Source organism: Kamptonema formosum PCC 6407, assembly GCF_000332155.1.
Taxonomy (GTDB): domain Bacteria; phylum Cyanobacteriota; class Cyanobacteriia; order Cyanobacteriales; family Microcoleaceae; genus Kamptonema; species Kamptonema formosum.
In genome coordinates this window covers 663,620-690,563 of record NZ_KB235904.1, presented here as the reverse complement: position 1 = coordinate 690,563, position 26,944 = coordinate 663,620, and the positions used below count along the sequence as shown (strand labels likewise).

The following is a 26,944-nucleotide window of genomic DNA, read 5'->3' as shown; positions in this document are numbered from 1 at the left end:
CAATCAGAAGATAAGATTTACCTCACAAAAACTATATGATTACCTCTCACCAAATAACAATTGCCAGTATCCTATCAAGTGCAGCTTTAGCTGTGCCTTTAGTCATTTTCCCCTGGGTTCAGGATGCAGCGCAAGCCAAGGGCAACTCCAGCGCGATCGCCCCAGCTAGGGCTAACCCATCTCTAATTGCCATTCAGTTCCAAGCACCAGGGGACAGCGTACCCAGCGACACCACAGGTGGCGGTACTCGTGGCATTCAGTTCCAAGCACCAGGGGACAGCGTACCCAGCGACACCACAGGTGGCGGTACTCGTGGCATTCAGTTTCAAGCACCAAATGACAATTCACCGAGTAATACCACAGGTGGCGGTACTCGCGACGGGGTAAGGTTTGCTGCACCAAGTGACAATTCACCCAGTAGCACCACAGGTGGCGGTACTCGCGACGGCGTAAGGTTTACTGCCCCAGGTGACAATTCACCGAGTAACACCACAGGTGGCGGTACTCGCGACGGGGTAAGGTTTACTGCACCAGGTGACAATTCACCCAGTGACACCACAAGTGCTGGCACTCGCACTGTCCACTTTGAGGCTTCAGGGGAAGACTCGCCGAAGCCTACAATCTTAGGTAGCAGTGACAAAGATGAACTTTCCTTGTTTATCCCCTTGTTGCCTCCAACCAAACTCGGACGCACAGTAGCGGGACACCCGACATTCTTTGTGTACGTGCCCCAGGGAACTCCCAAGCAAATATTTTTCAGTTTGCAAAGCACAGACAGAAAACATCACTACCAGACGACTTTTGACATTTCAGGTAAGCAAGGCATTATCAGCTTTACTCTACCCGCTGATGCTCCAGAGCTAGAAGTTGGTAAAGATTATTTATGGTTCTTTGCTACGATCGAACCAGGTCAGATATTGCAACCGGGTAACTACGGTATCAACGGTTGGATCAAGCGAGTTCCACCTCCAGCGATCGCTAGCTTAAAGGAGAAACTGACACCATTAGAGGCAGCTACGCTATATGCTGAATCTGGGATTTGGTACGATACTCTGGCGCTACTAGCTTCTGCGAGGCGATCGCAACCAGAAAATCAGACCTTAGTTTCCGAGTGGAAGGCATTGTTGCAGCAAGTTGGTTTAGAGAACCTTGCAGCTATTCCGTTGGTAGAGTTGTAATCCAAAATCAATAATGCTTAACTTCAGAAAGCAGGTTGTTAAGTGGCAAGGAGTAGTGGCGATCGCGGCCACTACCACCATCGTTACCATTGCTGGAAGTACCCTTGGCTTATTTCAACTACTTGAATGGGCAACAATTGACCAATTTTTTCGGTTCAGGCCAGCAGAACCCATAGACCAGCGTATTGTCATCGTTGCTATCAATGAGTCAGACATCAAATACGCAGGAACTTGGCCGATCTCCGATCGCCTTTTAGCTCAATTGCTCAACAAAATTAAACAACAACAGCCACGAGCGATCGGTTTGGATCTTTACCGCGACTTGCCATTAGAACCAGGACATCAAGAATTAGTCAAACTCATGGAGTCCACACCCAACTTGATCGGGATTGAAAAAGTTGTGGGTAATGCTGTAGCACCGCCACCAACTTTAAAGAAATCGAATCAAGTCGCAGCTTCCGACTTAGTATTAGACGCAGATGGCAAAGTGCGACGAGCTTTGATGTCTGTCGGCCCACAATTTAGAGAGGGATTAGGCGTTAGGATAGCCTTAGATTATCTGAAACCACAAAAAGTGGAACTGCGGATGATTGATGCCAAACATCAAAAAATCGGGCTGGGTAAGGCTACATTTACACCTTTAACAGGGGAAGAAGGAGGCTACATTGCTCCTGGTAGTAAAGGTGGCTATCAGATTTTAGTGAATTATCGGGGTTCAATAGAAAGCTTCCTAGTCATATCGATGGCTGATGTCCTCGAAGGTAAGATTCCTGAAGGACTGATGCGCGATCGCGCAGTCTTCGTCGGTGTCGTCGCCGACAGCCTCAAAGATATTTTTCGCACCCCCTACAGCAGCAGTTTACTATCTGCACCTCAATTAACTCCTGGTGTAGCAATTCACGCCAATATTACCAGTCAAATATTAAGCGCAGCTCTCCAAGGAAGACCTCTACTGCGAGTTTGGAATCAGCAAGCAAACTGGGTATGGATTGCCTTTTGGTCTTTCAGTGGTGCTGCTGGAAGTTGGACGTTATTGGCATCAAGTTATTTAAAGAAAAACAACTTTTCAACTGTAACTATTTTATATATTTTAGTCGCAGGAGCTGGTCTGATGGGCATCAGCTTTATTGCTTTTTTATGGGGGTGGGTAATTCCCGTTTTCTCGCCGTTACTTGCCTTGACCGTTTCAGCAATTTTAACCACTAATCACCACAACTATTGGCAATTAAAAACAGCAAATCAAAAGTTGCAAACAGCCAATAGTGATTTAGAAACAGCAAATAATCAGTTAGAAGAATATTCGCGGAATTTAGAGTTAAAAGTTACTGAACGCACCCAAGAATTAGAAGCAGCTAAAGTTGCCGCCGATTTTGCTAACCACGCTAAAAGTGAATTTTTAGCAAACATGAGCCATGAACTGCGAACACCGCTCAACGGCATTTTAGGCTATGCTCAAATTTTAGAGCGATCGCAAGCGCTAGCCTCTAAAGAGTTAGAAGGAATTCGGATTATCCATCAGTGCGGCGACCATTTGCTCACCTTAATTAACGACATTTTAGACCTGTCAAAAATTGAAGCTAGGAAACTCGATCTCTACCCAACAGAGTTGAGATTCCATAATTTTCTGATTAGCGTTGCTGAAATTTGCCGAATTAAAGCCGTTCAAAAAAGTATTGACTTCTCTCCCCCAAAAGTTTCTGAACTACCTCTCAAAATCTATGCTGACGAAAAACGATTGCGACAAGTTTTAATCAATCTCATTGGCAATGCCATTAAGTTTACTGACAGCGGGGGAGTCAGCTTTAAGGTAGAAATCCTGAGCAAAAGTGAATGTTCCTTAGAGGATAACAATCTCTGGACAACTGAGACAGAAAACAACCAATTTTCAGCGGCAAAAATCAGATTTTCCATAGAAGATACTGGCATTGGTATGACTTCCGAACAGCTTAATAAGATATTTTTACCCTTCGAGCAAGTGGGAGACAAATCGCGAATGGCAACCGGAACAGGGTTAGGATTAGCGATTAGCCAAAGAATAGTAAATTTGATGGGAAGTCAGTTAGAAGTAGTTAGTCAATTCGGGGAAGGAAGTATTTTTTGGTTTGACGTAGAACTTCCGGTTAATTTCACTCTTCCCGAAGCAACATCTATTTCACCATCCACCAGTAAAATCGTTGGAATCCAAGGAAAAAGCCCAACTATATTAGTTGTAGATGACAGTTTTGAAGCTCGTCATATTATTACCTCCGTTCTTTCATCAATCGGTTTTTCTGTGATAGAAGCTGCTGATGGTCAAGCAGGATTGAAAGCCGCGAAAAACTCTAATATTGACTTAATTGTTGCTGATTTAAATATGCCAATTATGGATGGCTGGGAAATGATCCGCTATATTCGCTCAGATACCCAACTTAAACAAGTGCCAGTTGTAATTTGTTCCGCCAATATTTTTGAGGAAACACAACAGCAAAGCTTTGAAATAGGAGCAAATGAATTTTTACCAAAACCCATTGAAATCGATCTGCTTTTAGAGGTGTTAAGAAACCATTTAAATCTGGAGTGGCTGTGGGAAGAAAAATCAACAGAGTTGGGACAAAAAACAATGCCAACACAAGTCCAATTAGAAGAATTAATAGCAAAAGTAGTTCTACCTCACACAGCATTAGAAAAGCTTTATGATTTCGCATTGAAGGGAAATATAAAGGCAATTAAATTAATGTGTGATGAGCTAGAAGGCGCAGATAAAACTTACGCACCCATAATTAATGAATTACGACAACTCGCTGACAACTTTGCTGTGAAGAAACTCCAAATTTTAATTGAAAAATTGGTAGATAATCATCATAAAACTTGACAAAGCTTATGAATAAACAAGAAGCAACACCAATAAATGCCACAATGAGGAACGAAGCAATCTGAGGAACGAAGCAAACAGAAGCAATTCGCTTGCGCTTTGAGATTGCTTCGCTGGGTTCGCAATGACATTCTTTATTTTTTCCAGCTACTTAGGTTGGTACTAATTCTCCTGGCCGCAATCTCGCCCATTTCCCTGTTTCTTGCTTGAAACTCAGACAACCGACGACATCCCATTCCATTTCTATTTCCTCTTGACGAGTACGGATGTTGACGTTGATGCTGGGTTCAATGGGGTCGAAATCGGGGGTTTCGGTGAGATGAGGCTGCTGGTGTTGGGTTTCTACGGCGTTGTAGGTGAGACAACGGTCTACGTAGTGGCAGTTAATACAAATACACATTGCTAAATTCCTCTGTGCATTTCAAAAAAACGATCGCACGGTTAATTTACTGGGGATTCTGTTAATGTAGCTTAGACAGGATGCTATTGGCTTGAGAGCTGAGTTGATTTTTGTTGCCATGTCTAGTATTTCTCTTTCTACATTATCTCCTAATACTTGGCCTTTTGAGTTGAAAGAGCTGCCTGGGCCTGCTTATTTAGTCGGCGGTGCGGTGCGGGATGCTTTGCTGGGGCGAGTTTCTGAGTATTTGGATTTGGATTTTGTGATGTTGGCTCCGGCAGTGAAGACGGCTCGTAAAATTGCTAATCTGTATCAGGCTGGGTTTGTTTTGCTGGATGCGGAGCGACAAATTGCGCGGGTGGTTTTTGAGGGCGCTACGGCTGATTTTGCTCAGGCGGAGGGGGGGAATTTGGAGGCGGATTTGGGACGGCGGGATTTTCGATTGAATGCGATCGCCTACAATCCTTTTACTGGGGAAATTATCGATCCTGTGGATGGTCAAGCGGATTTACAGGCGCGGATAATTAGGATGGTTTCGCCTGCAAATTTACGCGACGATCCGCTAAGGTTATTGAGAGCTTACCGTCAAGCTGCTCAGTTAGATTTTGCGATCGCGCCTGAAACTCATGCTACCATCCGGGAGTTAGCGCCGCTATTAAGTCAAGTGGCTGTGGAACGAGTGCGATCGGAGTTGGGTTATTTGTTGAATAATCCCCAGGGTATTCCTTGGATCTGTCGCGCTTGGGAAGATAATTTAATCTCAGTCTGGTTTCCGAGTGCGGGCGATCGCTTTGATAGATTGGCAAGGATTAATACTGCTGTTATTACTTTAGCACCAGTTTGGCCGAATTTGGCTGTGGAATTATCCCAATGGGTTCGCGATACGATTAAAACACCTCTATTAGCTATTGCTAAGTTAGCCTGTTTAGTGAATCCAGATCCGGTGGTTGCTGAGGTTGAGTTGATGACGTTGAAGTACAGCAATGCGGAGATTAAGGGCGTTATTTCACTATTAAAATATTTGCCAAAATTGAAAGAGAATAGTATTTATGAATTGTCTTTGAGAGAGCAGTATTTTTTATTTCGAGATCTGGGAAATGTATTTCCAGCTTTAGCTATTTTTGCTTTGGCTGCCGAAGTACCATTTGATGTAATTTTAGTTTTAATTCATCGGTATTTGGATGCAGAGGATCGAGTGGCTCATCCGACACAGTTAGTTAGTGGGAATGATTTAATGGCAGAGTTTAATTTGCCTAGAAGTCCGTTAATTGGACAATTGTTGTTAGAGATTCAGTTAGCGCGAGTTGAAGGTAGAATTTCTACTCGTGAAGAAGCGTTAGAATTGGCTGCGAAGTTGGTTAGTAATATGCTATAATTGTCCTATATATAAAATTTTATTCTACAGAGGATACCTGGGTTAATGAGCAAAATAATCAGATCGCCGTACAGGTACAACAATCAGGGGGAACTGTTTATCATGTGCAGAAGTTAGTTGATGCTGCCTAAAAGTAATATCATTTAATCTTACTCATCTCTCCCGGCAATTCAAACTTGCCATTTTCCCCTGATTCAAACTCAATTACTTTAAACACCGCATCAATATTCAGCGGGCCATAAATATGAGGAAAGCTATCTCCATCAGCTTCCTCATATTTTACTTCAGATTGAACTCGATCTGAGTCAATACAGAGAATCATCAACTCTTTTTGACCAAAAAAGAATTTATTTGCTACTTTGATTAATTGCTGATGCGTCGAACAGTGGATAAAGCCTTCAGTCTCTAGCGTATCACCTCGATAAGCTTGGATTTGTTTTGCTTCTTCCCATTGTTGACGGTGAGTGATATGCAAAATGATATTCATTTTCTTCGTTATTTCCTATTCTTTCTTCAGCATGAGACCAATACATCTGAACGTCTAAGCACTCTCATATCTTCAGCATCTAATTCCACTGGTGTACCACTACGAATCAGTTCAACAAAGTCCTCATTCGGAACCATGATACACAAAGCATACAAGCGTTCTTTTCCAGTATTTTCAATCAAATGAGTGCTGGTTGCTGGCACTAATAAACTATCTCCTGCATGAATTTTAACAGTTTTGCCGTCACAGGTTGCCAGTCCTTCTCCTTTGAGAATAAAAAACATTTCTACGGCTAGTTGATGACGATTTGGAGGAGTTTTGCCGCCGACATCAAAAATTTCGACGCAAACGGTTAATGAACTCTGAGCATTTTCTGGATCGAAGATAATTGCTAAGCGATTGGTATCCTGGGGACTGATGCGAAACGCTTGATAGTCTTTGGGAGACTTGGCGACGGGAATCATGCAATGGTCGATCATGGTAATTGGTAATGGGAATTGGTAATTGGTAATTGGTAATTGGTAATTGGGTAATTCAGGACTTATGCGCTATGAGTAGAGAAACCGGGTTTTTATGGAATCTGTGGGCGGGAACGAAGTATTTTCGTAAAAAACCCGGTTTCTGGGCCACCCTTGTAAGTCCTAGAACTAACAACCAACAACTAACAGTTAACAGTTAACAGTTAACAGTTAACAGTTAACAAAATTAATTGCTTTTAATATAGCTTGAGAATCGCACACAAAGCCAAAACATTGTTTAACGTTGTAAAGGGTGGCTTGCCAACAATACTCTGGAGATGTAGTAGCCGTACAATCTTTAACTAATATGCAATCATAGCCAAGAAAGTTGGCATCTTGTAGTGTGGCCATTACGCATTGATCGGCGTTTACTCCTCCAAAGAAAATTGTAGTTTTACCTAAGTTTCGTAATATACTATCTAAAGCAGTATCCCAAAAACCGCTCATTCGATATTTATCAATAAGAATATCCTCCGGTTTCTGTTCTAATTCATCCACAACTGCGGCGGCCCAACTTCCTGCCCTGAGTACGGGATTGCCATTTTTAGGCAGCGGATCGCCTAAGCCAATACCTTCACCTGTGGGTTTATAAACATGATGCAATCCGGCACTAATATTTAGCAAGTCGGGGCGGTTTCCCCAGTTTAACCAAATAATAGGAATTGACTGCGATCGCAATGTCGGTAATAATATTTTTAGTGGATTAATTGGCCTGCGGGCTGGTGTTATATCTACGCCAATATGTGCTAACCAACCATCGGGGTGACAGAAGTCATTCTGCATATCTATCACTAAAATGGCAGCTTTTGCTAAATCTAGGCGCAGGGTTTTGGTTTCTGTTTCTAGGGTGATAGGTTGAGGTGGGAGGGGAGGGCGGGTAATATCGGCAATTTTTGCATCAACTGCCCAGGCATTCGGCGGTATTCCCAAGGTACGGAGAGATGAGAGATTCATGTTGTTTCTGTTGAGATAATTATTTCATGGTTGAACGCAATTTTTTCTCACCAACAGGAATTACGCATTGTAACGACAGTATCGGGGTAAGAGAAAAGCTTCGGGCTTGCTTCGTACCCTCGCAACTGCGCTGCGCTTGACTCGCTTTTGACAAAAAATGATAGAGGATGCGTAAGTCGTGACTAACTTGTATTAGCCCATTTTTAGAGTAAGAATAGGTATTCACTAACACTTTTTTAAGAATCAACTCAAAATTAAATAATAATTGATCTAAGTGCTGTAGAAGGGTTAATCTGTGAGTTTTACAATTGAGAATGTTTTAATTGCGGTTGAAGGCGGTTATCAAACCGCTAACGTGCAGGTGGAGGGCGATCGCATCACGGCGATCGCGAATCAAACGGCAACTCTTGCGGAGGGTACGACTGCGATCGATGGTAGAAATAAGTTGCTACTGCCCGGTTTTGTCAATGCACATACCCATTCTTCGGAAATGTGGCAGCGTGGGATCATTCCGCCTCTGCCGTTAGAGTTGTGGATCGCGGAACTATACGATTTTACCCCTCTCGATGCCCAGAAAGTTTACCTGAGTGCCTTGGGTACAGCGGTGGAGACGCTGCTATCAGGCGGTACAACTGTTGTCGATCATTTGGTTTTGATTCCGGGACAAGAGTTGGAAGCGATCGCTGCTGCCGATCGCGCTTACCGTGAAATTGGCATTCGCGCTTTCATTGGCCCCCTGATTCAAGATGAATCCCTGACGGCGGGTATGCCTTCTGGTGGCGCTGACATGGATCATGCACCCTACATTCGATCGACAGGGGCAACTTTAGAGTTGATGAAAGAGGCGATCGCTCGGTTTCATCGACCTGAAGAAGGCGTGAATATCATGTTAGCACCGACGGGGATGCAAATGTGTTCTGATGCCTTGTTTGAAGGCTGTGTAGAATTGAGCGATCGCCACAATCTTTGCCGCCACGCTCATCTATTAGAAACCCGTGCTCAACAACAATTAGCTCAAGAAAAATACGGTGGTAGCGCCGTTGAACATCTGAAAGAAATCGGTTTTCTCAGTGCCAGAACTTCTTTGGCTCATTGCGTTTGGCTGGATGATGCTGATATTACTATTATGGCAGAAACTCAGTCAACTGTTGTCCACAATCCTCTTAGCAATTTACGATTAGGTAGCGGCATTGCACCGCTGATTAAATATCGTCAAGCTGGAGTAAATATATCTTTTGGCTGTGACGGTTCAGCTAGTAATGACTCTCAGGATTTGCTGGAAGCGATTAAAATTGGCTCAATTTTGCACAATATCACAGATTTAGATTACCGTCACTGGATTACACCGCGTCAGTCTGTAGAGATAGCATCAATCGGAGGCGCTAAAGGTTTAAATATGGGCGATGAAATTGGTTCTCTAACTGTCGGAAAAAAGGCGGATTTTGTACTTTACGATCTTACCAATTTGTCATTATTGCCGCGTACCGATCCGATTGGATTATTAATACTGGGTCGCCCAACTCAAGCAGTCGATAGTGTTTGGGTGAATGGCAAACAAATTGTATCTGAAGGTCAGGTAAAAACGATAAATGTTGATGAGTTAAGGAAGCAGTTATTTGAGCAAAGCGAATGGAGTGGCGATCGCCAATCTCAAACGGTTAGCGAGATTGAATCACGCTATCGGCGAGTGATGAAATTGCAAGGTTATTCTTAACAATTGTAGTAAGGGCAGATTTATAGCTAGGGACTAGGGGCTACGATGCTCACGGCTAGGGGAATAGGGGAATAGGGAAGAGAATAAGTGGGTTTCAGTAGCTTAATATAGGATGTACGCTCATGGTTCTAGAAACCGGGTTTTTGAGAGAATCTGTGGATAAGGGCGAAGTATTTTCGTAAAAAAACCCGGTTTCTTTGGTTGGGTGCGTAAATCCTGATATAGCAACCTTCTTGGCAGTTAGGATGTTCTGATTTGCTGAAACTTGCTGATTCTATTCCCTTCTTCCCTGAGCATCTGAGCATCGGAGTATCGTAACCGCCTTGGCGGTTGCAAAGGCTAAACTTTGATGGTAATTTAAAACAAAACGGAATAAAAACCATGTTCAAACTGTACAGATGGCAGCGGATTATTGCTTTAATAATTACCTTTGCAATGACAGCGGCGACGATCGCGATCGCTACCCCATTAGTTTATGGTCAAACGCCGCCTAAATTGCCAAGAACTGAATTACGCGGTGTTTGGCTCACTAACATTGATAGCGAGGTTTTATATTCTAAAAAAAATGTAACTACAGCCATCGATCGCCTAGCTCAACTCAACTTTAATACAGTTTATCCTACCGTTTGGCAAGGCGGTTATACCCTTTATCCCAGTGCTATAGCTAAAGGAGCAATGGGTATAGCTATGGAACCAACACCAGGATTAAAAGGACGAGATGTACTGAAAGAAATCGTCGAGGAAGCACATAAAAAAGGATTGGCTGTTATTCCTTGGTTTGAATTTGGTTTTATGGCTCCCGCTGATTCAGAATTAGCTAAAAAACACCCCGACTGGCTGACTAAACGTCGCGACGGTACAACTATTTGGAAAGAAGGCAAAGATGACCGCGTTTGGCTGAATCCTTTTCACCCTCAAGTACAGAAATTCATCCTAGATTTAATTATCGAGATTGTGGTTAAATATAACATAGATGGGATACAATTTGATGACCATTTTGGATTGCCTGCTGAATTTGGCTATGATAATTTAACAGTGGCAATGTACAAAAAAGAAGTTAATGGTCAATCTCCCTCTGATGACTTCCGAGAAACTTTCTGGGGGCGTTGGCGGGCTGATAAAATCAATGATTTCATGGGGCGAATTTTCCGGGCTGTAAAATTCCGCAAACCTAAATGTATTATGTCCCTTTCTCCTAACCCTTTACACTTTGCCTTACCTGCTCATTTACAGGACTGGTTTACTTGGGAAAGGCGCGGTTTCATCGAAGAAATTATCATTCAAGTTTACCGGAACGATTTACCCCGTTTTGTGGCTGAATTAGAGCGAGAAGAAGTTAAGCTGGCTAAAGGTCATATTCCTGTGGGGATTGGAATTTTAACAGGATTGAAAAATAACTCTATCCCGCTTAAACAAATTCAAGATCAGGTTCAAGAAGTGCGTAAGCGCGGATTAGCTGGGGTGTCTTTCTTCTTCTATGAAAGTTTGTCTAGTTGGGCAAAAGAAACACCAGATCAACGCAATTCAGCCTTTCGACAGATGTTTCCTACAAAAATCCAACGACCATCGGTTTGAAATCTGGAATCATCATTTGTAGTAATGTCTTTAATGATGATTTGCAATCGCAAGGAAGTGACTAAAGTTGATACTATGAACGAACATCTGGTAACATACTTTGTATTGATGACTTTAGTCATTATCAAACCTATAAAAAAGCGGCTAAAGTCGCTACTACGAAAGATAATGAATGTAATTCCAGCTATTGATTTATTAGAAGGTCGGTGCGTCAGACTCTATCAGGGAGATTATGCGCGATCGCAAACCTTTAATGAGAACCCCGTTGAAGTGGCTAGACAGTGGGTAGATGAAGGCGCGACGCTATTGCACTTAGTAGATCTCGACGGCGCGAAAGTAGGTCATGCCGTCAATCAAAAGGCAATTGAAGCCATTGTCAAAGCAGTGGATGTGCCTTGTCAAGTCGGTGGCGGTTTGCGCGATCGCGCTTCAGTTTCCACCCTCATCAATTTAGGCGTTAAACGGGCTATCTTGGGGACTGTAGCAGTTGAAAAGCCGCAATTAGTTGCCGAATTGTGCGGCGAATTTCCCGGTCAAATTCTGGTGGGAATTGATGCGAGAAACGGTAAAGTTGCGACTAGAGGCTGGTTAGAAACCTCGGAAGTTTTAGCAACGGATCTCGCGCACCAAATGGCTCAACTCGGTGCAGCGGAGATTATTTACACGGATATTCAACGGGATGGAACTCTCTCTGGCCCGAACTTAGAGGCTTTACGAGAACTCGCAAATGCTGTGGCTATTCCTGTAATCGCATCTGGCGGCGTGAGTTCGATCGCAGATTTGCTGAGTTTGTTGGCTTTGGAACCTTTGGGAGTGACAGGCGCGATCGTTGGCCGGGCCATTTATACAGGTGATATCTCACTTAAAGAGGCAATTCGGGCTGTCGGCCAAGGACGTTGGCAAGATGTACCCCCGGATTTGGGTTCTTCAAGTTTTGCTTGAATTGGTGAGGAGTTACCCACGCGGGGTCAAAAACCCGGTTTCTGTGTCAATATCTCTCGGATAGCCGGGATTGTTCAAAGAAACCGGGTTTTTTTGCGTATCGCGTTGACTAATTTAACATAGTATTTGAGATGCGCTTGTCGTGATATTGAGGTAAAATATTGTAAGTATCAAATTAGGAGTTATCATAATGCAAACACAGTGGTATTTGTGCGAGATCGAAAAGTATCCTGATAATGAAGGTGTCAGACTTAAGTCCAGTGATAATTTATCTGTTAAGTATTCTGATATTTTTGTTAATAGCTTAGATATTATGCTGAGGGGTGATCGTGCAATTGAGAGCAATAAAATAGGTGAGGGTTCGTGGTATGTATGGTTGCCTATAATCCCTCGTGTTGGTGACACCTTACAGTTTGCAGGTTGGCAAGTGCAAGTTTCTAAAGTTGTCCTACCAACTGACTTTAATAGTAACACGGGCACCAAAGACGGAAATTTTTTATCAGCAACAATTAGTATTCGTGATGATGTAGTTCCACAATTGATGGATGCTTCTTTTTCAGTTGAATCGTTGAATAACAATGCAGTCTATAAGTGGGAAGATTTTGCGCGGCGTGGTAATGATTTACAATATTTTGCATGGGAATTAAAAGATAAATATCTATATGCTAAAAAAAGATGATACAACAAAAGAGATATCTTACTATCGGTGGCATACGCGGATTCGTCCTATAGCTGGTGATATTATTAAAGTAAAAAACAATCGCTGGCGTGTAACATCTGTTGAACTAGCAAGTGCAAACATTTCTGTTGATGGATATTTATCTCTCGAAGAAGTTGTTTAATGAGGGCTAATCAAGCAACTGAAAAAAAATACATTCATGCGCTCCTACTACTCACTAACAACCGTAGCTTTACCTTTAGTGACTGTAGCTAGAATAGCCAGAACATTTGGCACCACTGGCTTCATATCTGCCAAGCGGTTAGAGGATACCTCCAAAACAACTACAGCAATATTAAACTGTGGTAAATTTTGCTGAAATGACAAATTACGATCGACAGTGATAAAAATATCAAATTCTGCCTCTGCTAAAGCAAGCAGTTGACCATTTTTAATACCTGCCCATCCCATCTGTGGAACTGTTTTTATATCGCAGCCAACAAACTCTTTTGCCAACCTGCGATCTATACACTCATCTAAGAGAATCTTCATCCTACGCCACCAAGCCAATTAATTGCTTTCTAGCCTCTTCCAACAGTGCAATTACTTGTTCCCTGGTGACAGTGGGAAATCCCTCTAAAAAATCATCAATTGATTCTCCCGCTTCTACATAGTCAAAAAGTGTTTCCACAGGAACCCTAGTGCCCATAAAAACAGGAGTCCCACCCATGATTTCACTCGAAGTGCTAATCGTGGGAAAATTCTTAGACATAAGCCTTTAATGTTTAGTTACTAAGACCTTTTATTGTACTAATTTTAATGTGTCTCAGCAATGCGATCCACAGAAGAGTAAACTCTTCTAGTTCGACTCACCTGGAGGCAAACCGGCTCGAAAAATCTGCTCGGCCGTCAGTTGCAAGTCTGGAAAAGCCAGCGACTCAATCCGGTCATCGCCTCTAAACTGTTTGACCTGATACTCACCGTCAACCAGTTGGCAAACGGAGAGGGTAGGTTGTTTTGGGTTGCCGATAAACTGCCTGCCACCTAAACCCCGGTAGTCAACAATCCAGTATTCAGGAATCCCAGATTCTTCATAATCCCTAGCTTTTGTGAAATAGTCATCACGCCAATTGGTGCTGACTATTTCTATAATCAGACGAATTGACGAACCCATTGTAATGACGGATTCCTTTGACCAACGCGGCTCGTTGGCGGCGACAGCTTCCCGATCCAAGACGATAACATCTGGTTCGTAACCAGATTCATCGCTAAGGTGCTTGACTACGCATTCCTTGGGAAGAAAGTAAGGAAGTTGATTGCTGCGACAAAGAAGAGTTAACTCGAAACTGAGAAAACCGCCAAGTTCTGAATGTTCACCTGTTGGTTTTGGCATTTCGACAATTACTCCTTTGTGTAGTTCGTATTTGTGGACAGAGTTCTCTGGATACCACGCGATGAACTCATCAAAAGTGACTGTTTTGGCTATGGTTTGAATCATGGTGTTTTACGTTGCTAGAAGTTTACGTCCGACCCTTTTGGAATCAAAAGTGATAAAGCCTTGCTGACTATAAGGTTATACGCCCGACCCCAAATTCCGCTCACCGTCTAGTCAAAGGATCGGCATAAGGATCTGGCAAAGCCTGTTGCACCTCCAACACAGACGCAGGCTGCACCCTCAACTCCCCACTACTCAATGTTTTTTTTAACCCCTCATCCCTACGACTGGGGTCTTGCAACTTCACCAACTCCTCCTGGTAAACCCCAAAAATCTTACCCAAACTAGCTGCAACCGCGTCCCAAGTCTCATCCTGAACCAACTTATCTGCAATTCCCTGGAATACCTCACCCTCTTGCTTCTTCCGAACGTACTCCTTAAGTAACTTCCCAGACCTCTGCATCGCCGCCTGGTAAACCTCCCCATCCGACCACCACAGACCCGGCTGACTCAGCAACCACGTCAAAATGTACTCCTGAGCGTAGCGCTCCTTTACCCAAGCCGCAAGGTGCTGTAATTCCTGCATTGTTATCGCCTCCTAACTTTTATCTTAGCTATTCGTTTAATTGTATCTATCGTTACCGCACAATATTTATAACTGCCTTTTTATGGTATCCTGCATATCTTTGTATAGCTGGAAATCTTAAAAAAACCTTACCAATTTTATCAAAAACCAGGTATCAAATAGAAAAATTAAAGTAAATTGAATCCAAGCCCAAAACCAACAACAGAGTCAACAAAGATTTATGGCACAGCAAAACTTTGGAGTAATTGGTCTAGCCGTTATGGGCGAGAACCTAGCGCTAAATGTAGAGAGTCGCGGCTTTTCCGTATCCGTCTTTAACCGCACCTACGCCAAAACCGAAGAGTTCATGGCTAAACGCGCCCAAGGCAAGAATATAATCGCCACCCAGACTCTTCAAGAATTTGTGGAATCTCTAGAACGTCCTCGCAGAATCCTAGTCATGGTACAGGCCGGCAAGCCCGTTGATGCCGTCATCCAGCAGCTAAAACCCATGCTAGACCCGGAAGACATGATCATTGACGGCGGCAATTCCCTCTACGAAGATACCGAACGCCGTACCAAAGAATTAGAAGCAACAGGACTGGGATTTGTGGGCATGGGCATCAGCGGCGGCGAAGAAGGCGCTCTTAATGGTGCTAGTTTGATGCCGGGAGGTACGCAAACAGCTTACGGGAAATTGGAGCCAATTCTGACCAAAATTGCCGCTCAAGTAGACGACGGCCCTTGCGTGACTTTCATCGGCCCTGGCGGTGCCGGTCACTACGTAAAAATGGTACACAATGGCATTGAGTATGGCGATATGCAGCTAATTGCTGAAGCCTACGACTTGCTCAAAAATGTGGCCGGACTCAATGGCGAACAGTTGCACGAAGTGTTTGCAGAATGGAACACTACTGACGAACTTAACTCATTTTTGATTGAAATTACTGCTAATATTTTCAAGTTCACTGACCCCGACACTAAGCAGCCTTTAGTTGAAGTGATTATGGACTCAGCGGGTCAAAAAGGTACCGGTCGTTGGACGGTAGTTAGTGCTTTGGATATGGGCGTAAGTATTCCCACAATTACTGCTGCTGTCAATGCCCGGATTATGTCTTCTTACAAAGACGAACGGATTAAAGCTTCTAGCGAACTATCGGGGCCTTCTGCTAAATATGAGGGCGATCCGAAGGAGTTGGTAGGTAAGATTCGGGATGCCCTTTATTGCTCGAAGATTTGCTCTTACGCTCAAGGTATGGCGCTGTTAAGTGCGGCATCAAAGTCGTTTAATTACGAATTGGCTTTGAGTGAAATTGCGCGAATTTGGAAAGGCGGTTGTATTATTCGAGCCGGGTTTTTGGATAAGATTAAGAAGGCTTTCAATGATGATGCTAAGTTGCCGAATTTGTTGCTAGCGCCAGAGTTTAAGCAGACAATTTTGGATCGGCAGGTAGCTTGGCGGGAGGTGTTGGCTACTGCGAGTACGTTGGGGATTGCTGTCCCGGCTTTCAGTGCGTCGCTAGACTATTTTGATAGCTATCGGCGCGATCGCTTGCCCCAAAATCTAACGCAAGCTCAACGGGATTATTTCGGCGCTCACACTTATGAGCGGACTGATAAGCCTCGCGGTGAGTTCTTCCATACTGAGTGGACGCAGGCTTCTAAGGATTCGATTCAAACTGGGAGTACGGATTAATTTTGTTGGTTAACAGTTAACGGTTAACCGTTAACCGTTAACTGTTAACTGGTTTTGACGTTTTTTCTCAAGATAGCTGTTGATATATTCGTCGTTAAAGAGCGATCGCGCTATTGTAAGTGCTTCTTCTCTTTCTGCATCTGTCATGTAATCATCGCCTTTTAAACCGGATGGCAAATGTCGAGGATCGCCGCCTGCATCGAGGAATCTTTGACGCGCGATCGCCATTAATTCTCCTAATCTTCTATCTTGCTCTTTCCTAATTTGATTCTGATTCGTCATAGTTCGCAACCTCGTCTATACGAACAACCTCGCCACTTTGTAGTATAGCAGCCCTTGGTAAAATTTGACTTGGGGTTTCAATGTACCAAAATCCCTTTTCTTCATCATATATCCTCCAGATGAGCAAGTCCAGAGTGTCTAGGGCATTGATAATTAAGTATTGGACTCCCGATGATGGCATTGATTGAGTAGTTATAGTTAAGCTAGTTAGCTATTCTATCACTCATTGCCAACTTAATTTTCAGTTTTATTGAGTGTTGATTTCAGCCTTGCCAAGCGTTATTTTGATATCATGTTTGGTTAAATACTTGTCATTGCGAGCGAAGCGAAGCGCAGTTGCGAGGGTACGGATCTTGCCCGAAGCAATCGCAGAGACTAGGCGATTGCGGAGCACAGCGAACAATGACATATCGTAAGTAATTTGCCGGACATGATATGATTTGTTGTCTGCCACGCCAACACAATAAAAAATTAGATTTTAGATTGAATTGAAAATCACAATCTAAAATCTAATTTTATCACATCAATTTTGTCCGCCTACTTAACCTTTATGGTGAAAGACTCCACACCTTAATTGTGTCGTCAAAACTGCCACTAACTAATGTTTTACCCTTCGGACTAAAAGCGACTTCCACCCAAGCAGAATGACCCTTAAGCGTACCCATTAAACCGCCGCTTCCCATCTGCCAAAGTTTAATCGTGCCACTCAAATCACCACTAGCTAAAGTTTCTCCATCAGGGCTAAAAGTTAAGGATTGAACTTTGTCTAGATGGCCGGTTAGAGTTCGTAATAAGAAACCGCGAGGTTGTCGGGATGTACCAGTTTTCAAATCCCACAGTTTAATCGTATTATCCCAACTCCCAGAAGCAAGTGTTTGACCGTCGGGACTAATTGCAACTGACCAAACTGTGTCTGAATGCCCTCTGAGGGTCTGGATTAGTTTGCCAGTCCGCCAGTTCCACAGCTTGATGGTACCGTCATCGCTGCCGGTGGCAAGAGTTTTGCCGTTGGGGGTAAAAGCGACTGACTGGACTCCGGCGGAATGTCCTTTGAGGGTTTCCAATTCTCTGCCGGTGTCTGCGTCCCACAGTTTTACTGTCTTGTCTTTACCAACGCTAGCGATCGCCTTGCCATCGGGACTGAAAGCCACTGAGAAAACACCGGCTGTATGGCCGTACAAAGTTCGCTTCAGTTTTCCAGTGTAGAGATCCCAGATTTTAATCGTATCGTCTGCGCTGCCAGAAGCGATCGCCTTCCCATCCGGGCTGACGGCCACCGACCAAACTGCCTCCGAATGTCCCCTCAGCGTTTTCAGCAATTTGCCAGTACGCAGGTGTAGCATCCGAACTGTACCATCTGTGCTCCCAGTCACAACTACGCGACCATTGGGGCTAACTGCTACTGACCACACAGGGCCGGCGCTAAATGCTAAAGTTCTTACCGGTGCGTTCTCTTTCGACCTTTCAAGGGCGAAATCATCAATTCGCGGGGGTGGGAAGCGGATGTCGGGAATGGTAGCAGCGGGTTCTGGCGCGGTGAAAGCTGTCTGCGGTGGGGGAGATGGTAGACGATGGTTAAAGGCGATCGATAAAACGGCAAGGGCGACCCCTCCCCAAGCAGTTAAAGCCCAATTGGGTTTATGGTGTGTTAACTCTAAGGGTGTGGGGCCATATTTCAGGTCTTTGAGAACTTCGGTTGCTGACTGATAGCGTTTTAAGGGGTCGCGCTGGACGAGTTTATCGAGAATGCGGCCGAGGCGATCGCTAACTGGCACTTTCAAATAATGCCGCCACGTCCAAGCATCGGCTTTAATATCAAACAAATCAAAGGGCGAAACTCCCGTGAGTAAGTGAATGCAAGTCACGCCTAAGCTATACAAATCGCTGGAGGTTGTAGCATTGCCTTTGATTTGTTCGGGGGAAGAATATTCGGCAGAACCGGCCGTTGCTTTAGTTTTGGGCCAAATGCCATTAGCAGGGGTAGTAGCGCCAAAATCAACTAAGACCAAATCGCCCTTTGTTCCCTTGGTTAAGGTTTGGGGGAATCGGCGGATAATATTTTGTGGTTTGATGTCGCGGTGAATCAATTGGCGATCGTGGATAAATTGCAAAACTGGTAGCAATTCGCTTAACAGTTGCCAAATTGAAACTTCTTTAAAAACGCCCTGTTCTGAGACTTCAACTGCTAAATTGCGTCCTGGGATGTATTCTTGGACTAAATAGAGGCAACCGTTCTGTTCAAAAGATGCCCACAATTCAGGAATGCGGGGATGTTGGCCTAACTTATCCAGCATCACGGCAGAGGCGTGAAATTTACGAGAGAAATAGAAATTTACCTCTGCTGATTGCTTCTGAGTGTCATCGCCAACTTCTGATTGAAAAAACTGCTGAATTACGCAGTGGGGTTGGGATGGTTTATCTCGATCGATCGCTAAGAAAGTGCGGCTACTAAGGCTTTGACCAAGAGTATCAAGGATACAGTAGCGATCTTTTAATAGTAAATCCCCGCCGCAACTAGAGCAAGTTGTGCTGCAATCGGGATTTTGGGGGTTCTGGCAATTGGGATTGATGCAGTAACTCATCGGTCTTTCCGCTAGAGACCCCCAGCAGACCCAAGGTTTGTGGGGGAGGAAAGCGGGGCGGGTTGTACCGCTTCCTATGGGCAAATAGTTTTCCGGTTTTTCTGTTTCGGGAACCGGAAAACCCGACTTGTCGCGATCGCTTGTTCCTTCCCCATGCCTGAGAGAGTCATCAGATGGGATGCTGGCTACCGACAAGTAAAGAATATTTGTTCTATGATAATTGTTTCCCACATTTTAGCCACAATTGCGGTGTGCGATCGCATAAAAATTAAAAATGCGAACACCAACCTCGACATAGCATTTTGTCCATCTAGCCTACTTAACTCACTTATGCCCTTAATCCATATTCCTAAATCCTGGGAAATTTCCGAACGGGAAGTAACACCGGAAACTATTTTTATGAATCGCCGCCGCTTTGTCACCAGCTTAATAGGTGTTGGCTTAAGCGCTTCTCTACTTCCACTTACTGGCTGCAACAGCAATTCTGAGTCAATATCTCAATCCACCCCAGGATTAAATCATATATATCCAGGGTTAAATCGCAATCCCAATTTTGCCCAAGTTGACCGATCAATAACTGAGGAAGACTTAGCAACAAAATATAATAATTTCTATGAATACGGCGGCACGAAATCAATTTGGCAATCGGCGCAAAGATTGCCGCTAGATAATTGGAAGGTAGAAGTTAGCGGTTTAGTAAAAAATCCCCGGATTTACGACTTAGACGACCTAGAAAAAAAATTCCCCATCGAAGAACGAGTCTATAGGTTCCGCTGCGTTGAAGCTTGGGCGATGGTAGTACCTTGGGTAGGATTTCCGATGAAGTTACTGATGGCAGATGTGGAACCGCTATCGAATGCTAAATTTGTGCGCTTCACTTCTTTTTACGATCCTAAGATTACCAAAGGCCCTGGTATCTTGTCACAATTCTATCCTTGGCCTTATACGGAAGGCTTGCGAATTGAGGAAATGGCGAACGATTTAGCATTTTTTGCGACTGGTATTTACGGGAAGTCTTTGCCAAAGCAAAATGGAGCTCCGCTGCGGCAAGTTATTCCTTGGAAATATGGTTTTAAAGGCGCAAAATCAATTGTTAAAATTGATTTTGTGGAGAATCAGCCAGAAACATTTTGGCATAAGATTTCGCCTAATGAATACGGGTTTGAGGCGAATGTGAATCCAGAGAAACCGCATCCGAGATGGTCGCAGGCGACGGAACGGATAGTTGGCCCTGGTTCGAGTTTTTCCTGGGAAACTCGCCCGACTATTGTGTATAATGGCTATGGGGAATATGTGGCGAGTTTGTATGCTTGATTAAACATCTTAGATGATACTACTTTAAGGCTCTCCCGTACCTGTGGCGATCGGCAGGGCTTATTTTAGTAAGCAAGCTAATAACTTTTATTATCAAGAATCAAAGGTCTTAAAGCCCTAGCTTTCTCCCAAATTGGATTTTACTACAGAATGCCGCAAGCTCGCTACAAACGGACTTCTAATGGCGATCGTCCATACAAATAATCTCCAGGTATTATAGAATTTCTCTCGCGGCAAAGCTCTTTGAAAATAGTCATTGCCATCCCATTTAATAACTGCTCAAAGCCAAGAATACCATTTTGATTGCGATGAGGTTGCTCGAACCATCCCAGCATAGTTTCTGGTTTAAATAAGGACTTATCGCGATTATCAATATACTTTTGCTTAAATTCGGGAAAAATCCGCTGCACAATTTTATATTTCATACGGTTGTAGATTTGAGGTTCTGTGGCGTGGGATTTTTGGCGATAGACAAAATCATTTGGCAACCACTCTTGAGCCATTTGGCGGATAATAGTCTTATTCCAAAACAGTGTAGGGTGATGTTGTGGTGGAATTGAAACGAGATATTGCACCAAACGATGATCTAAAAACGGCACGCGAGCTTCTATACTTTGATTCATAGAAGTACGGTCTTCATGCCAGAGGTTATAGTCTTGTAGGGAATAAATTTCCATCAACATTTCTTTTTGAAAGCTTGTGCAACCAGGAGGACAATATTGGAGAGTGTAATCAAATACAGAAGAACCATCCTTAAGTCCAGTCGATTTTTTGCGTTGGAGATTATACTCTTGTTTGCTAGCCAGTTCTGAGTTATACTCTTGCCAGTTTTTGACTGTTTTATCGTCGGCTGTAGAGTAACCACCAGCAAATTCATCTGAACCCTGTCCTAATAGCATCACCTTCAATTCAGGCATTACGGTGTTAGCATAACGATAGAGTTCGTGCTTATAAATCCACTCCAAGTTAAATTTAGGAGAGTCGATTAACCAAATAAAATATTCCAGTGTCTCTAAGGAAAAATCGAGTTGATCTAAGAATATTTCTGGGTCAAACCAAATCGGATGAAATGGAAGTTTCAACTGTTGGCAAAGCTGATATGCTGCTTGAAAATCTCCATTTTCGCGGGTGTTATCATCGCAAATATTAAAGCAGTGAAAATCTGGTTGTGCCTGACGCGCAACGGCCACAATTACCCCGGAATCGAGTCCACCGCTGAAACAAGCTCCCACGGGAACATCACTCATTAGGCGCTTCTTTACACTATCAACAAATAGGTCGCGATATTCTCTGATATAATCGCTGGGAGTGCGCCGATCGTTTACGGGTTCAGTAACTAAATAATCAGCTAAGTTCCAATAACATTGAGGAGTTACGGTTTTTGTAGTGACATCGAATAATAGGTAATGTCCCCCTGCCAGGCGATTAATACCTCTGACAAAGGAAGTCGTAGCGCTGAGATTAGTTAAGTCTTGAAACTGAGGATGCCAAGGTGTATTAGGGTGAGCCAGCAGAGATGCTAAAGTGGAACCGAAGATCAGTTGTGAACCAACTTGAGCATAATATAAAGGTTTAATACCAAGCCGATCTCGTGCTAAGAATAATTGTTGCTTTTGACCATCCCACAGAGCAATCGCAAACATTCCGTTGAGGTATTCGAGAGCTTTAGCACCCAGTTCTTCATATAAGTGTAGCACAATCTCTGCATCAGATTTGGTACGAAAGTGATGGTTTTCTCTTAATTGCGATCGCAACTCAAGATGGTTATAAATTTCCCCATTCACCACCACAAACATTGTATTATCTTCATTCCAAATCGGTTGCACTCCTCCATCTACATCAATAATCGAAAGTCTTCTAAAAATTAACCAAAGAGGATGAGAGTTAACAACTTGCTCGTCATCAGGGCCACGTCGAAATAATTGTTGCCCCATCTGGGTAAGATATGCCCAATATTCCTGTTGCTGAGAATCTTGGAAGTCAATAAATCCGGCAAATCCACACATTATATTTTCTCGTTGCTCAACATTATTTACTAAGAATTACGGTCTGCTAATATACAATGACTTATATTAATAGAATAGTCTGAAACTCTTTTATTTAGGTGATTCACTTAATATCTCCTTTAATATTTGATCTTCATTCTCTGTAACTTCTTGATAAAAATTCTCTAAACCAGCAACACAAACTCGATCGTCAAAAAGATAATCTTGCCGCTGGCTCATCTTTTCTGAAATCTTACCTCGCCACTCTAATTCTAAACCCAAGTTAACAGCAATGTCAATATATTCAACCTCATTTTTGGCAATGGTATCTGTCACTCCTAGCATCTTCAAGAAACTATCAGCATGAAGACCGCGCATGAATTCTCCCGGACAAGTTACAATGGGTAAATTACACGCGATCGCTTCCAAGGAAGTATTCCCGCCAGACCAAGTAAAAGTATCCAAAAAGACATCAGAAAGAAAGTTAATGGCGATATAATCTTGGCGAGTGGCGATTGGCATAAATAAACAATAATCTTCATAATTCAGATTGACCTTTGCAAAAGCACGATTCAGGCGTTTTCGCAACAATTCCCCGCGAGGAAAAATAAATTGAGCTTGGGGAACGCGCAGGGCAATTTTAGCTAAAATATAATCGTATTGTGGTAAATATTTAAATGGAGCTTGACAGCATAAATAAATAACTGCATCCTCTCGCAAGTTAAAATCGGAGCGAGTATTAGTTAATTTTCCCACAATTGGTTTCGGGTATGCAACACCGATATTAGGTAAGCGAATCAGGGTTTCCGAGTAATGTTGCTGTGCATTTTCTGGTTCCATCAATTCACTAGATAAATAATAGTCAATTGTCGGCAAACCCGATGTTACGGGATGTCCCCAGGCTGAGCATTGTATGGGAGCAAGACGCAAAGCTGCTATTTGTATAGTAGGTGCATCCATGCCAATTTCTGGAAATACAAGTATGTGCAGTTTGTCGGCAATAATTTGTTGGCTAACTGCTTCTAAGTTGTGAGGGATATGGTGAAAAACATCGCTGCTATCTCGGAATTGTTGAGTGATCAAATCTGGATCGTTTCCTGTATAATAACTGTAAATTTCAAACTTGCTTTTGTCGCTGTAACGCAACCAACCAGTTAGCCATAAAGTGCCGCTATAAGAGTGCAAGTAATTGGAGATATAGCCTATTCTGATTTTACCATTTTCTGGCAATGGAGGCATCGCTCTCGGCTCAACCCACTGGGGATAGTTTGCTGCTAATATTTGATGTAATAAGTTACCATACTTTGATTGCGATTCTACAACGTTATGAGCTTGATAAGCTAAGTAAAAATTAGTGTAGGAACCAATACCTATGAGAGTATTGATTTTATCTTCAGGCGTTTGGAGAGATGTTTGTTGAATCAAAGTATGTAGCTTTTGAATGAATCGCTGGCGATAATATTCTATTTCCTCTGGAGTATCGTAAACTATTGGCAGTAGTAAATTTTTCAATAGCTGAAAAACGTATTCTTTTGGGACTAATTCGGCTGCTGTCTCTGCACTTGAGATGGCTTCTTTGGTATATCCATTTTGCTGTAATATTGTAATTAGGTAAAAGTGTAGTTTACCTGTGGTAGGGTAAATGCTGATGCCTTGTTGGAGAATGGCGATCGCGTCTTCTATTTTCTTAAGATTTCTCCAACATTCGCTTAAGCTAAAATAAACTTCTGCATCTCCGGTTTGGCTTTCCAATAACCTTTGATAACGGCTAACTGCTTCTTCATATCTACCTTGCTGGTAAGATTGGTTTGCTAAGTTTAGAAGTAATGATGGTTCTAGTTTCAATGATTGCGGTTTGCTTACTTCTTCTATTTCTAATGTGGGAATATTCGCGAATCCTGAATCTGCGATTGCATCCTCATTTTCCGTAGTTAATTTAATCCGATATTGAATCTGAGGTAAAATATTCTGCCAATCCTTTTGAGCGAGATTTTCTAGTATAATTATTTCCGGTTCGCTGTCGGTATCTAAATCTTCTTGGAAAAGCAAATCGAGCGTAATTCCTGATAAGATCAGATTGGGATCTAATTCAGACTCAGCAGAGAGGTTGCTGCTATCTATTAGCAGTGCAATATTATCTTTGTCGGGATTAGTCAGGATAGCTTTGATTATTTGTTCTAAATCTAAGTATAAGGATTCTTCGGATTGATTCCAATCTGGGAAGATGATTAAATTTAAAGATCGAAAATTTAATGTAGCAATATTCATTGTTTAGCCCTATAATCAATATAGATAAATTGTTGCACTCGCTGCCACACTTTATCTAACAAATCTGGCATATCAGCATCAAACCATTCAATTTGAGGATAGGCTTTAAACCAAGTCCGCTGACGTTTGGCAAATTGCCGCGTATGCAACACTGTGAGATTTTTAGCTTCAACCAGACTAATGTTACCAGATAAATATTGCTTCATTTCTTGATAACCTAGCGTGTTTAGTAGGGGTAAGTCAAAGCCGTATTTATCGCACAAAAATTGTACTTCATCTAGCCAACCAGATGCTAGCATTTCCTCCGTGCGTTGTTGAATGCGATCGCCTAATCCAGCTTCAGAATCTAAACCTATCTGTAAAATCGGATAAGTTGGCGGGTTTTCGCCTTGCTGCTCGGAAATTGTACGCCCTGTGACATAAAATACTTCTAAGGCTCTTAAGGTTCTGACTGGATCGTTGGCGTGAATTTTGCTGGCTGCGATCGCATCGACTTGTTGCAGCATAGCGTAACATTGATGTTGACCTAGTGCGGTAAGTTGCGATCGCAATTCTGGTACGGGTGCGACTCTGGGAATCTTCAAACCCTGCACGACTGATTTAATATATAAGCCAGTTCCCCCCACTAACAGCGGCATAGTGTTAGACTGATGGAACTTTTCAATTAAGATTTGAGCTTGTTGTTGGTAATCTGCTACTGTCAAAGTTTCTGTAGGATCGCAGATATCAATTAAATAGTGCGGTACTAACTCGCGATCGCGCTTCGTTGGTTTCGCCGTACCGATGTTAAACTCGCGGTAGACTTGGCGCGAGTCTGCACTAAGTATCGCACTTTCTAGCCTGTGAGCCAAGGCTAAAGCCAGTCCCGACTTTCCCGTAGCCGTCGCACCACAAATTACAATTAAACCTGTCGTCACTTCAGACATTAACTCCTGCGTTGCTAAACTGTTAAATCGCTGAAACCTTAAGAAGTGCATCCCCAACTAAATTTATCAAACTCTTATACCAAATTTACATGAAGTTGTATACAATTAAAGATTCTCTTTAAAAGGCATCAGCCATTGCACGTCGATTGATTCTGGCGATCGCAGACCCCATGACCCAATGGTAGAATACAAAACTATCGAGATGCTTTTGCATCTCTTGACCGACTTTGAACCCACTGGGAAAATTGGCGACGAGTCGGGATGGCGAGTTAGTTTTGTTGCCGAATAAAGGAGTAGATTGTTTTTGGGTGGTAATTGGTGGGAAGTAAGTTGGCACTTTACCAATAAATTAGCCAAAATAGAGACATCAAAAACTTGAGACAGGTTATATTTTATGAGCAAACAAACTGAAGCCGAGGCGATTATTAGATCCCATGTATTGTGGGCAATGGGTGGTGGGTTAATCCCAATCCCACTGGTTGATTTTGTTGCTGTCACTGCTATTCAACTGGAAATGCTCCAGCAAATTGCCGCTGTTTACGATGTTAGCTATTCTAAGAGCATGGGCAAAACATTTGTTTCAGCGCTTACAGGTACTAGCCTTGCTAGTCTGGGGGCGAGTTTTCTCAAAGCACTTCCTGGTTTGGGTACGATGATTGGTGGAGCATCGATGGCGATCGCTTCTGGTGCTTCGACTTATGCAGTCGGACAGGTTGCGATCAATCTTTTCTCTAGCGGTGGTTCCCTGAATAACTTTGTTGAAGAACAAGTGAAAACGGTTTATGATTCAGCCTTTGAGAAAGGCAAAAGTTATGTTTCAGATTTAGAAAATGAAAAGGGGAATGATGCTGCTAATATTTATCAGTCTCTCGAAAAACTGGGTAAGTTGAAAGAGCAAGGCATTCTCACGGAAGAAGAATTTCTTGCCAAGAAGCAAGAACTACTGTCTCGACTTTAAGAGGATATCTTTACGCTAGAGCGATCGCCCTTCATTATGCTCTTCCTAAGTGCGATCGCGCCACAGTACCTCAGAACCATGACTCCGCAATTCCGTCTCGCTGCGATCGCGCTCCCCAACTTACTGCTACCAGTCCCACCACCAAATGTCAACAGGCGCGATGCTTAACCTTCAGAACTGCATCCCCCCAATAAATTTATATTGAGAATGCCCTAGCAGCGCCTTTAACCGTTTTATACTATGATTTTTACAGTTTTTAACTAAGAGCAGCTTTAGGGGCT

General features: G+C 43.0%; 25 protein-coding genes. 11 read left to right on the top strand and 14 right to left on the bottom strand.

Translation table 11 applies throughout. The annotated features are described in order from the left end of the window. The first annotated feature begins 35 nt into the window (after positions 1-35). Positions 36-1,178, top strand: coding sequence for a DUF928 domain-containing protein (locus OSCIL6407_RS0119990; RefSeq protein ID WP_007354524.1), 1,143 nt, complete (start codon positions 36-38; stop codon positions 1,176-1,178). Between the two features lie 13 nt (positions 1,179-1,191). Then, positions 1,192-4,029 (top strand): CHASE2 domain-containing protein, encoded by a 2,838-nt coding sequence (locus OSCIL6407_RS0119985; protein ID WP_007354525.1) that lies wholly within the window; start codon positions 1,192-1,194, stop codon positions 4,027-4,029. A 151-nt stretch (positions 4,030-4,180) separates the two neighbouring features. On the opposite strand, the gene OSCIL6407_RS0119980 is transcribed toward OSCIL6407_RS0119985, so the two are convergent. After that, positions 4,181-4,429, bottom strand: coding sequence for a Ycf34 family protein (locus OSCIL6407_RS0119980; protein WP_007354526.1), 249 nt, complete (start codon positions 4,427-4,429; stop codon positions 4,181-4,183). A 118-nt stretch (positions 4,430-4,547) separates the two neighbouring features. Between OSCIL6407_RS0119980 and OSCIL6407_RS0119975 the strand changes: the two genes are divergently transcribed. Next, positions 4,548-5,804, top strand: a complete 1,257-nt coding sequence (locus tag OSCIL6407_RS0119975) for a CCA tRNA nucleotidyltransferase (RefSeq protein WP_007354527.1) — start codon at positions 4,548-4,550, stop codon at positions 5,802-5,804. Between the two features lie 139 nt (positions 5,805-5,943). On the opposite strand, the gene OSCIL6407_RS0119970 is transcribed toward OSCIL6407_RS0119975, so the two are convergent. From OSCIL6407_RS0119970 to OSCIL6407_RS0119960, 3 genes are all read right to left on the bottom strand, one after another. Continuing rightward, complete coding sequence (locus OSCIL6407_RS0119970; RefSeq protein WP_007354528.1) at positions 5,944-6,291, bottom strand: DUF952 domain-containing protein; 348 nt, start codon at positions 6,289-6,291, stop codon at positions 5,944-5,946. 26 nt (positions 6,292-6,317) lie between these two features. Further along, positions 6,318-6,770: a cupin domain-containing protein gene (locus OSCIL6407_RS0119965; RefSeq protein WP_007354529.1), complete on the bottom strand. Its 453-nt coding sequence runs from the start codon at positions 6,768-6,770 to the stop codon at positions 6,318-6,320. Between the two features lie 210 nt (positions 6,771-6,980). Further along, positions 6,981-7,763: a cysteine hydrolase family protein gene (locus OSCIL6407_RS0119960; protein WP_007354530.1), complete on the bottom strand. Its 783-nt coding sequence runs from the start codon at positions 7,761-7,763 to the stop codon at positions 6,981-6,983. 295 nt (positions 7,764-8,058) lie between these two features. Here OSCIL6407_RS0119960 and OSCIL6407_RS0119955 point away from each other — a divergent pair, with 295 nt between their 5' ends. The 5 genes from OSCIL6407_RS0119955 (at position 8,059) to OSCIL6407_RS0119935 (ending at position 12,836) form a co-directional block, all read left to right on the top strand. Further along, positions 8,059-9,477, top strand: coding sequence for an amidohydrolase (locus OSCIL6407_RS0119955; RefSeq protein WP_007354532.1), 1,419 nt, complete (start codon positions 8,059-8,061; stop codon positions 9,475-9,477). A 381-nt stretch (positions 9,478-9,858) separates the two neighbouring features. Then, entirely contained in the window at positions 9,859-11,052 is a 1,194-nt protein-coding gene (locus OSCIL6407_RS0119950; RefSeq protein WP_007354533.1) for a glycoside hydrolase family 10 protein, read from the top strand. 168 nt (positions 11,053-11,220) lie between these two features. After that, a complete protein-coding gene (hisA, locus tag OSCIL6407_RS0119945) occupies positions 11,221-11,994 on the top strand; it encodes a 1-(5-phosphoribosyl)-5-[(5-phosphoribosylamino)methylideneamino]imidazole-4-carboxamide isomerase (RefSeq protein ID WP_026103791.1) in 774 nt (257 codons plus the stop codon). 190 nt (positions 11,995-12,184) lie between these two features. Then, positions 12,185-12,673, top strand: coding sequence for a hypothetical protein (locus OSCIL6407_RS0119940; protein WP_007354535.1), 489 nt, complete (start codon positions 12,185-12,187; stop codon positions 12,671-12,673). Next, on the top strand, positions 12,657-12,836 hold the full coding sequence (locus OSCIL6407_RS0119935; RefSeq protein WP_007354536.1) for a hypothetical protein: 180 nt from the start codon (positions 12,657-12,659) through the stop codon (positions 12,834-12,836). The genes OSCIL6407_RS0119940 and OSCIL6407_RS0119935 overlap by 17 nt, the downstream gene beginning before the upstream one ends. A gap of 47 nt (positions 12,837-12,883) precedes the next feature. On the opposite strand, the gene OSCIL6407_RS0119930 is transcribed toward OSCIL6407_RS0119935, so the two are convergent. The 4 genes from OSCIL6407_RS0119930 to OSCIL6407_RS0119915 all read right to left on the bottom strand — a co-directional run bounded on the left by OSCIL6407_RS0119930 (position 12,884) and on the right by OSCIL6407_RS0119915 (position 14,673). Beyond that, positions 12,884-13,204, bottom strand: coding sequence for a DUF5615 family PIN-like protein (locus OSCIL6407_RS0119930; protein WP_007354537.1), 321 nt, complete (start codon positions 13,202-13,204; stop codon positions 12,884-12,886). A 1-nt stretch (position 13,205) separates the two neighbouring features. Then, entirely contained in the window at positions 13,206-13,424 is a 219-nt protein-coding gene (locus OSCIL6407_RS0119925; protein WP_007354538.1) for a DUF433 domain-containing protein, read from the bottom strand. An 87-nt stretch (positions 13,425-13,511) separates the two neighbouring features. Continuing rightward, positions 13,512-14,150, bottom strand: a complete 639-nt coding sequence (locus tag OSCIL6407_RS0119920) for a Uma2 family endonuclease (protein WP_007354539.1) — start codon at positions 14,148-14,150, stop codon at positions 13,512-13,514. Positions 14,151-14,250: 100 nt separating this feature from the next. Then, the gene (locus OSCIL6407_RS0119915; protein WP_007354540.1) at positions 14,251-14,673 is read right to left on the bottom strand and encodes a hypothetical protein; all 423 of its coding nucleotides are present in this window, start codon (positions 14,671-14,673) and stop codon (positions 14,251-14,253) included. Between the two features lie 220 nt (positions 14,674-14,893). On the opposite strand from OSCIL6407_RS0119915, the gene gnd reads away from it, so the two are divergent. Next, a complete protein-coding gene (gene gnd / locus OSCIL6407_RS0119910; protein WP_007354541.1) occupies positions 14,894-16,348 on the top strand; it encodes a decarboxylating NADP(+)-dependent phosphogluconate dehydrogenase in 1,455 nt (484 codons plus the stop codon). Positions 16,349-16,378: 30 nt separating this feature from the next. On the opposite strand, the gene OSCIL6407_RS0119905 is transcribed toward gnd, so the two are convergent. Both OSCIL6407_RS0119905 and OSCIL6407_RS0119890 read right to left on the bottom strand, forming a co-directional pair. Then, on the bottom strand, positions 16,379-16,630 hold the full coding sequence (locus OSCIL6407_RS0119905; RefSeq protein ID WP_007354542.1) for a hypothetical protein: 252 nt from the start codon (positions 16,628-16,630) through the stop codon (positions 16,379-16,381). A 548-nt stretch (positions 16,631-17,178) separates the two neighbouring features. Continuing rightward, positions 17,179-19,443, bottom strand: a complete 2,265-nt coding sequence (locus OSCIL6407_RS0119890) for a serine/threonine-protein kinase (protein ID WP_324603623.1) — start codon at positions 19,441-19,443, stop codon at positions 17,179-17,181. A gap of 99 nt (positions 19,444-19,542) precedes the next feature. Here OSCIL6407_RS0119890 and msrP point away from each other — a divergent pair, with 99 nt between their 5' ends. Then, on the top strand, positions 19,543-20,526 hold the full coding sequence (gene msrP, locus OSCIL6407_RS0119885; protein ID WP_019487585.1) for a protein-methionine-sulfoxide reductase catalytic subunit MsrP: 984 nt from the start codon (positions 19,543-19,545) through the stop codon (positions 20,524-20,526). Positions 20,527-20,690: 164 nt separating this feature from the next. On the opposite strand, the gene asnB is transcribed toward msrP, so the two are convergent. The 4 genes from asnB to OSCIL6407_RS34615 form a co-directional block, all read right to left on the bottom strand. Then, positions 20,691-22,532: an asparagine synthase (glutamine-hydrolyzing) gene (asnB, locus tag OSCIL6407_RS0119880; RefSeq protein WP_007354547.1), complete on the bottom strand. Its 1,842-nt coding sequence runs from the start codon at positions 22,530-22,532 to the stop codon at positions 20,691-20,693. Positions 22,533-22,622: 90 nt separating this feature from the next. Next, positions 22,623-24,779 (bottom strand): O-linked N-acetylglucosamine transferase, SPINDLY family protein, encoded by a 2,157-nt coding sequence (locus OSCIL6407_RS31015; RefSeq protein ID WP_007354548.1) that lies wholly within the window; start codon positions 24,777-24,779, stop codon positions 22,623-22,625. Then, a complete protein-coding gene (gene miaA, locus OSCIL6407_RS0119870) occupies positions 24,776-25,705 on the bottom strand; it encodes a tRNA (adenosine(37)-N6)-dimethylallyltransferase MiaA (protein WP_007354549.1) in 930 nt (309 codons plus the stop codon). The genes OSCIL6407_RS31015 and miaA overlap by 4 nt, the downstream gene beginning before the upstream one ends. Positions 25,706-25,823: 118 nt before the next feature. Then, complete coding sequence (locus tag OSCIL6407_RS34615) at positions 25,824-26,042, bottom strand: hypothetical protein (protein WP_148288904.1); 219 nt, start codon at positions 26,040-26,042, stop codon at positions 25,824-25,826. A 57-nt stretch (positions 26,043-26,099) separates the two neighbouring features. On the opposite strand from OSCIL6407_RS34615, the gene OSCIL6407_RS0119865 reads away from it, so the two are divergent. Continuing rightward, entirely contained in the window at positions 26,100-26,663 is a 564-nt protein-coding gene (locus OSCIL6407_RS0119865; protein ID WP_007354550.1) for a DUF697 domain-containing protein, read from the top strand. Positions 26,664-26,944 lie beyond the last annotated feature (281 nt).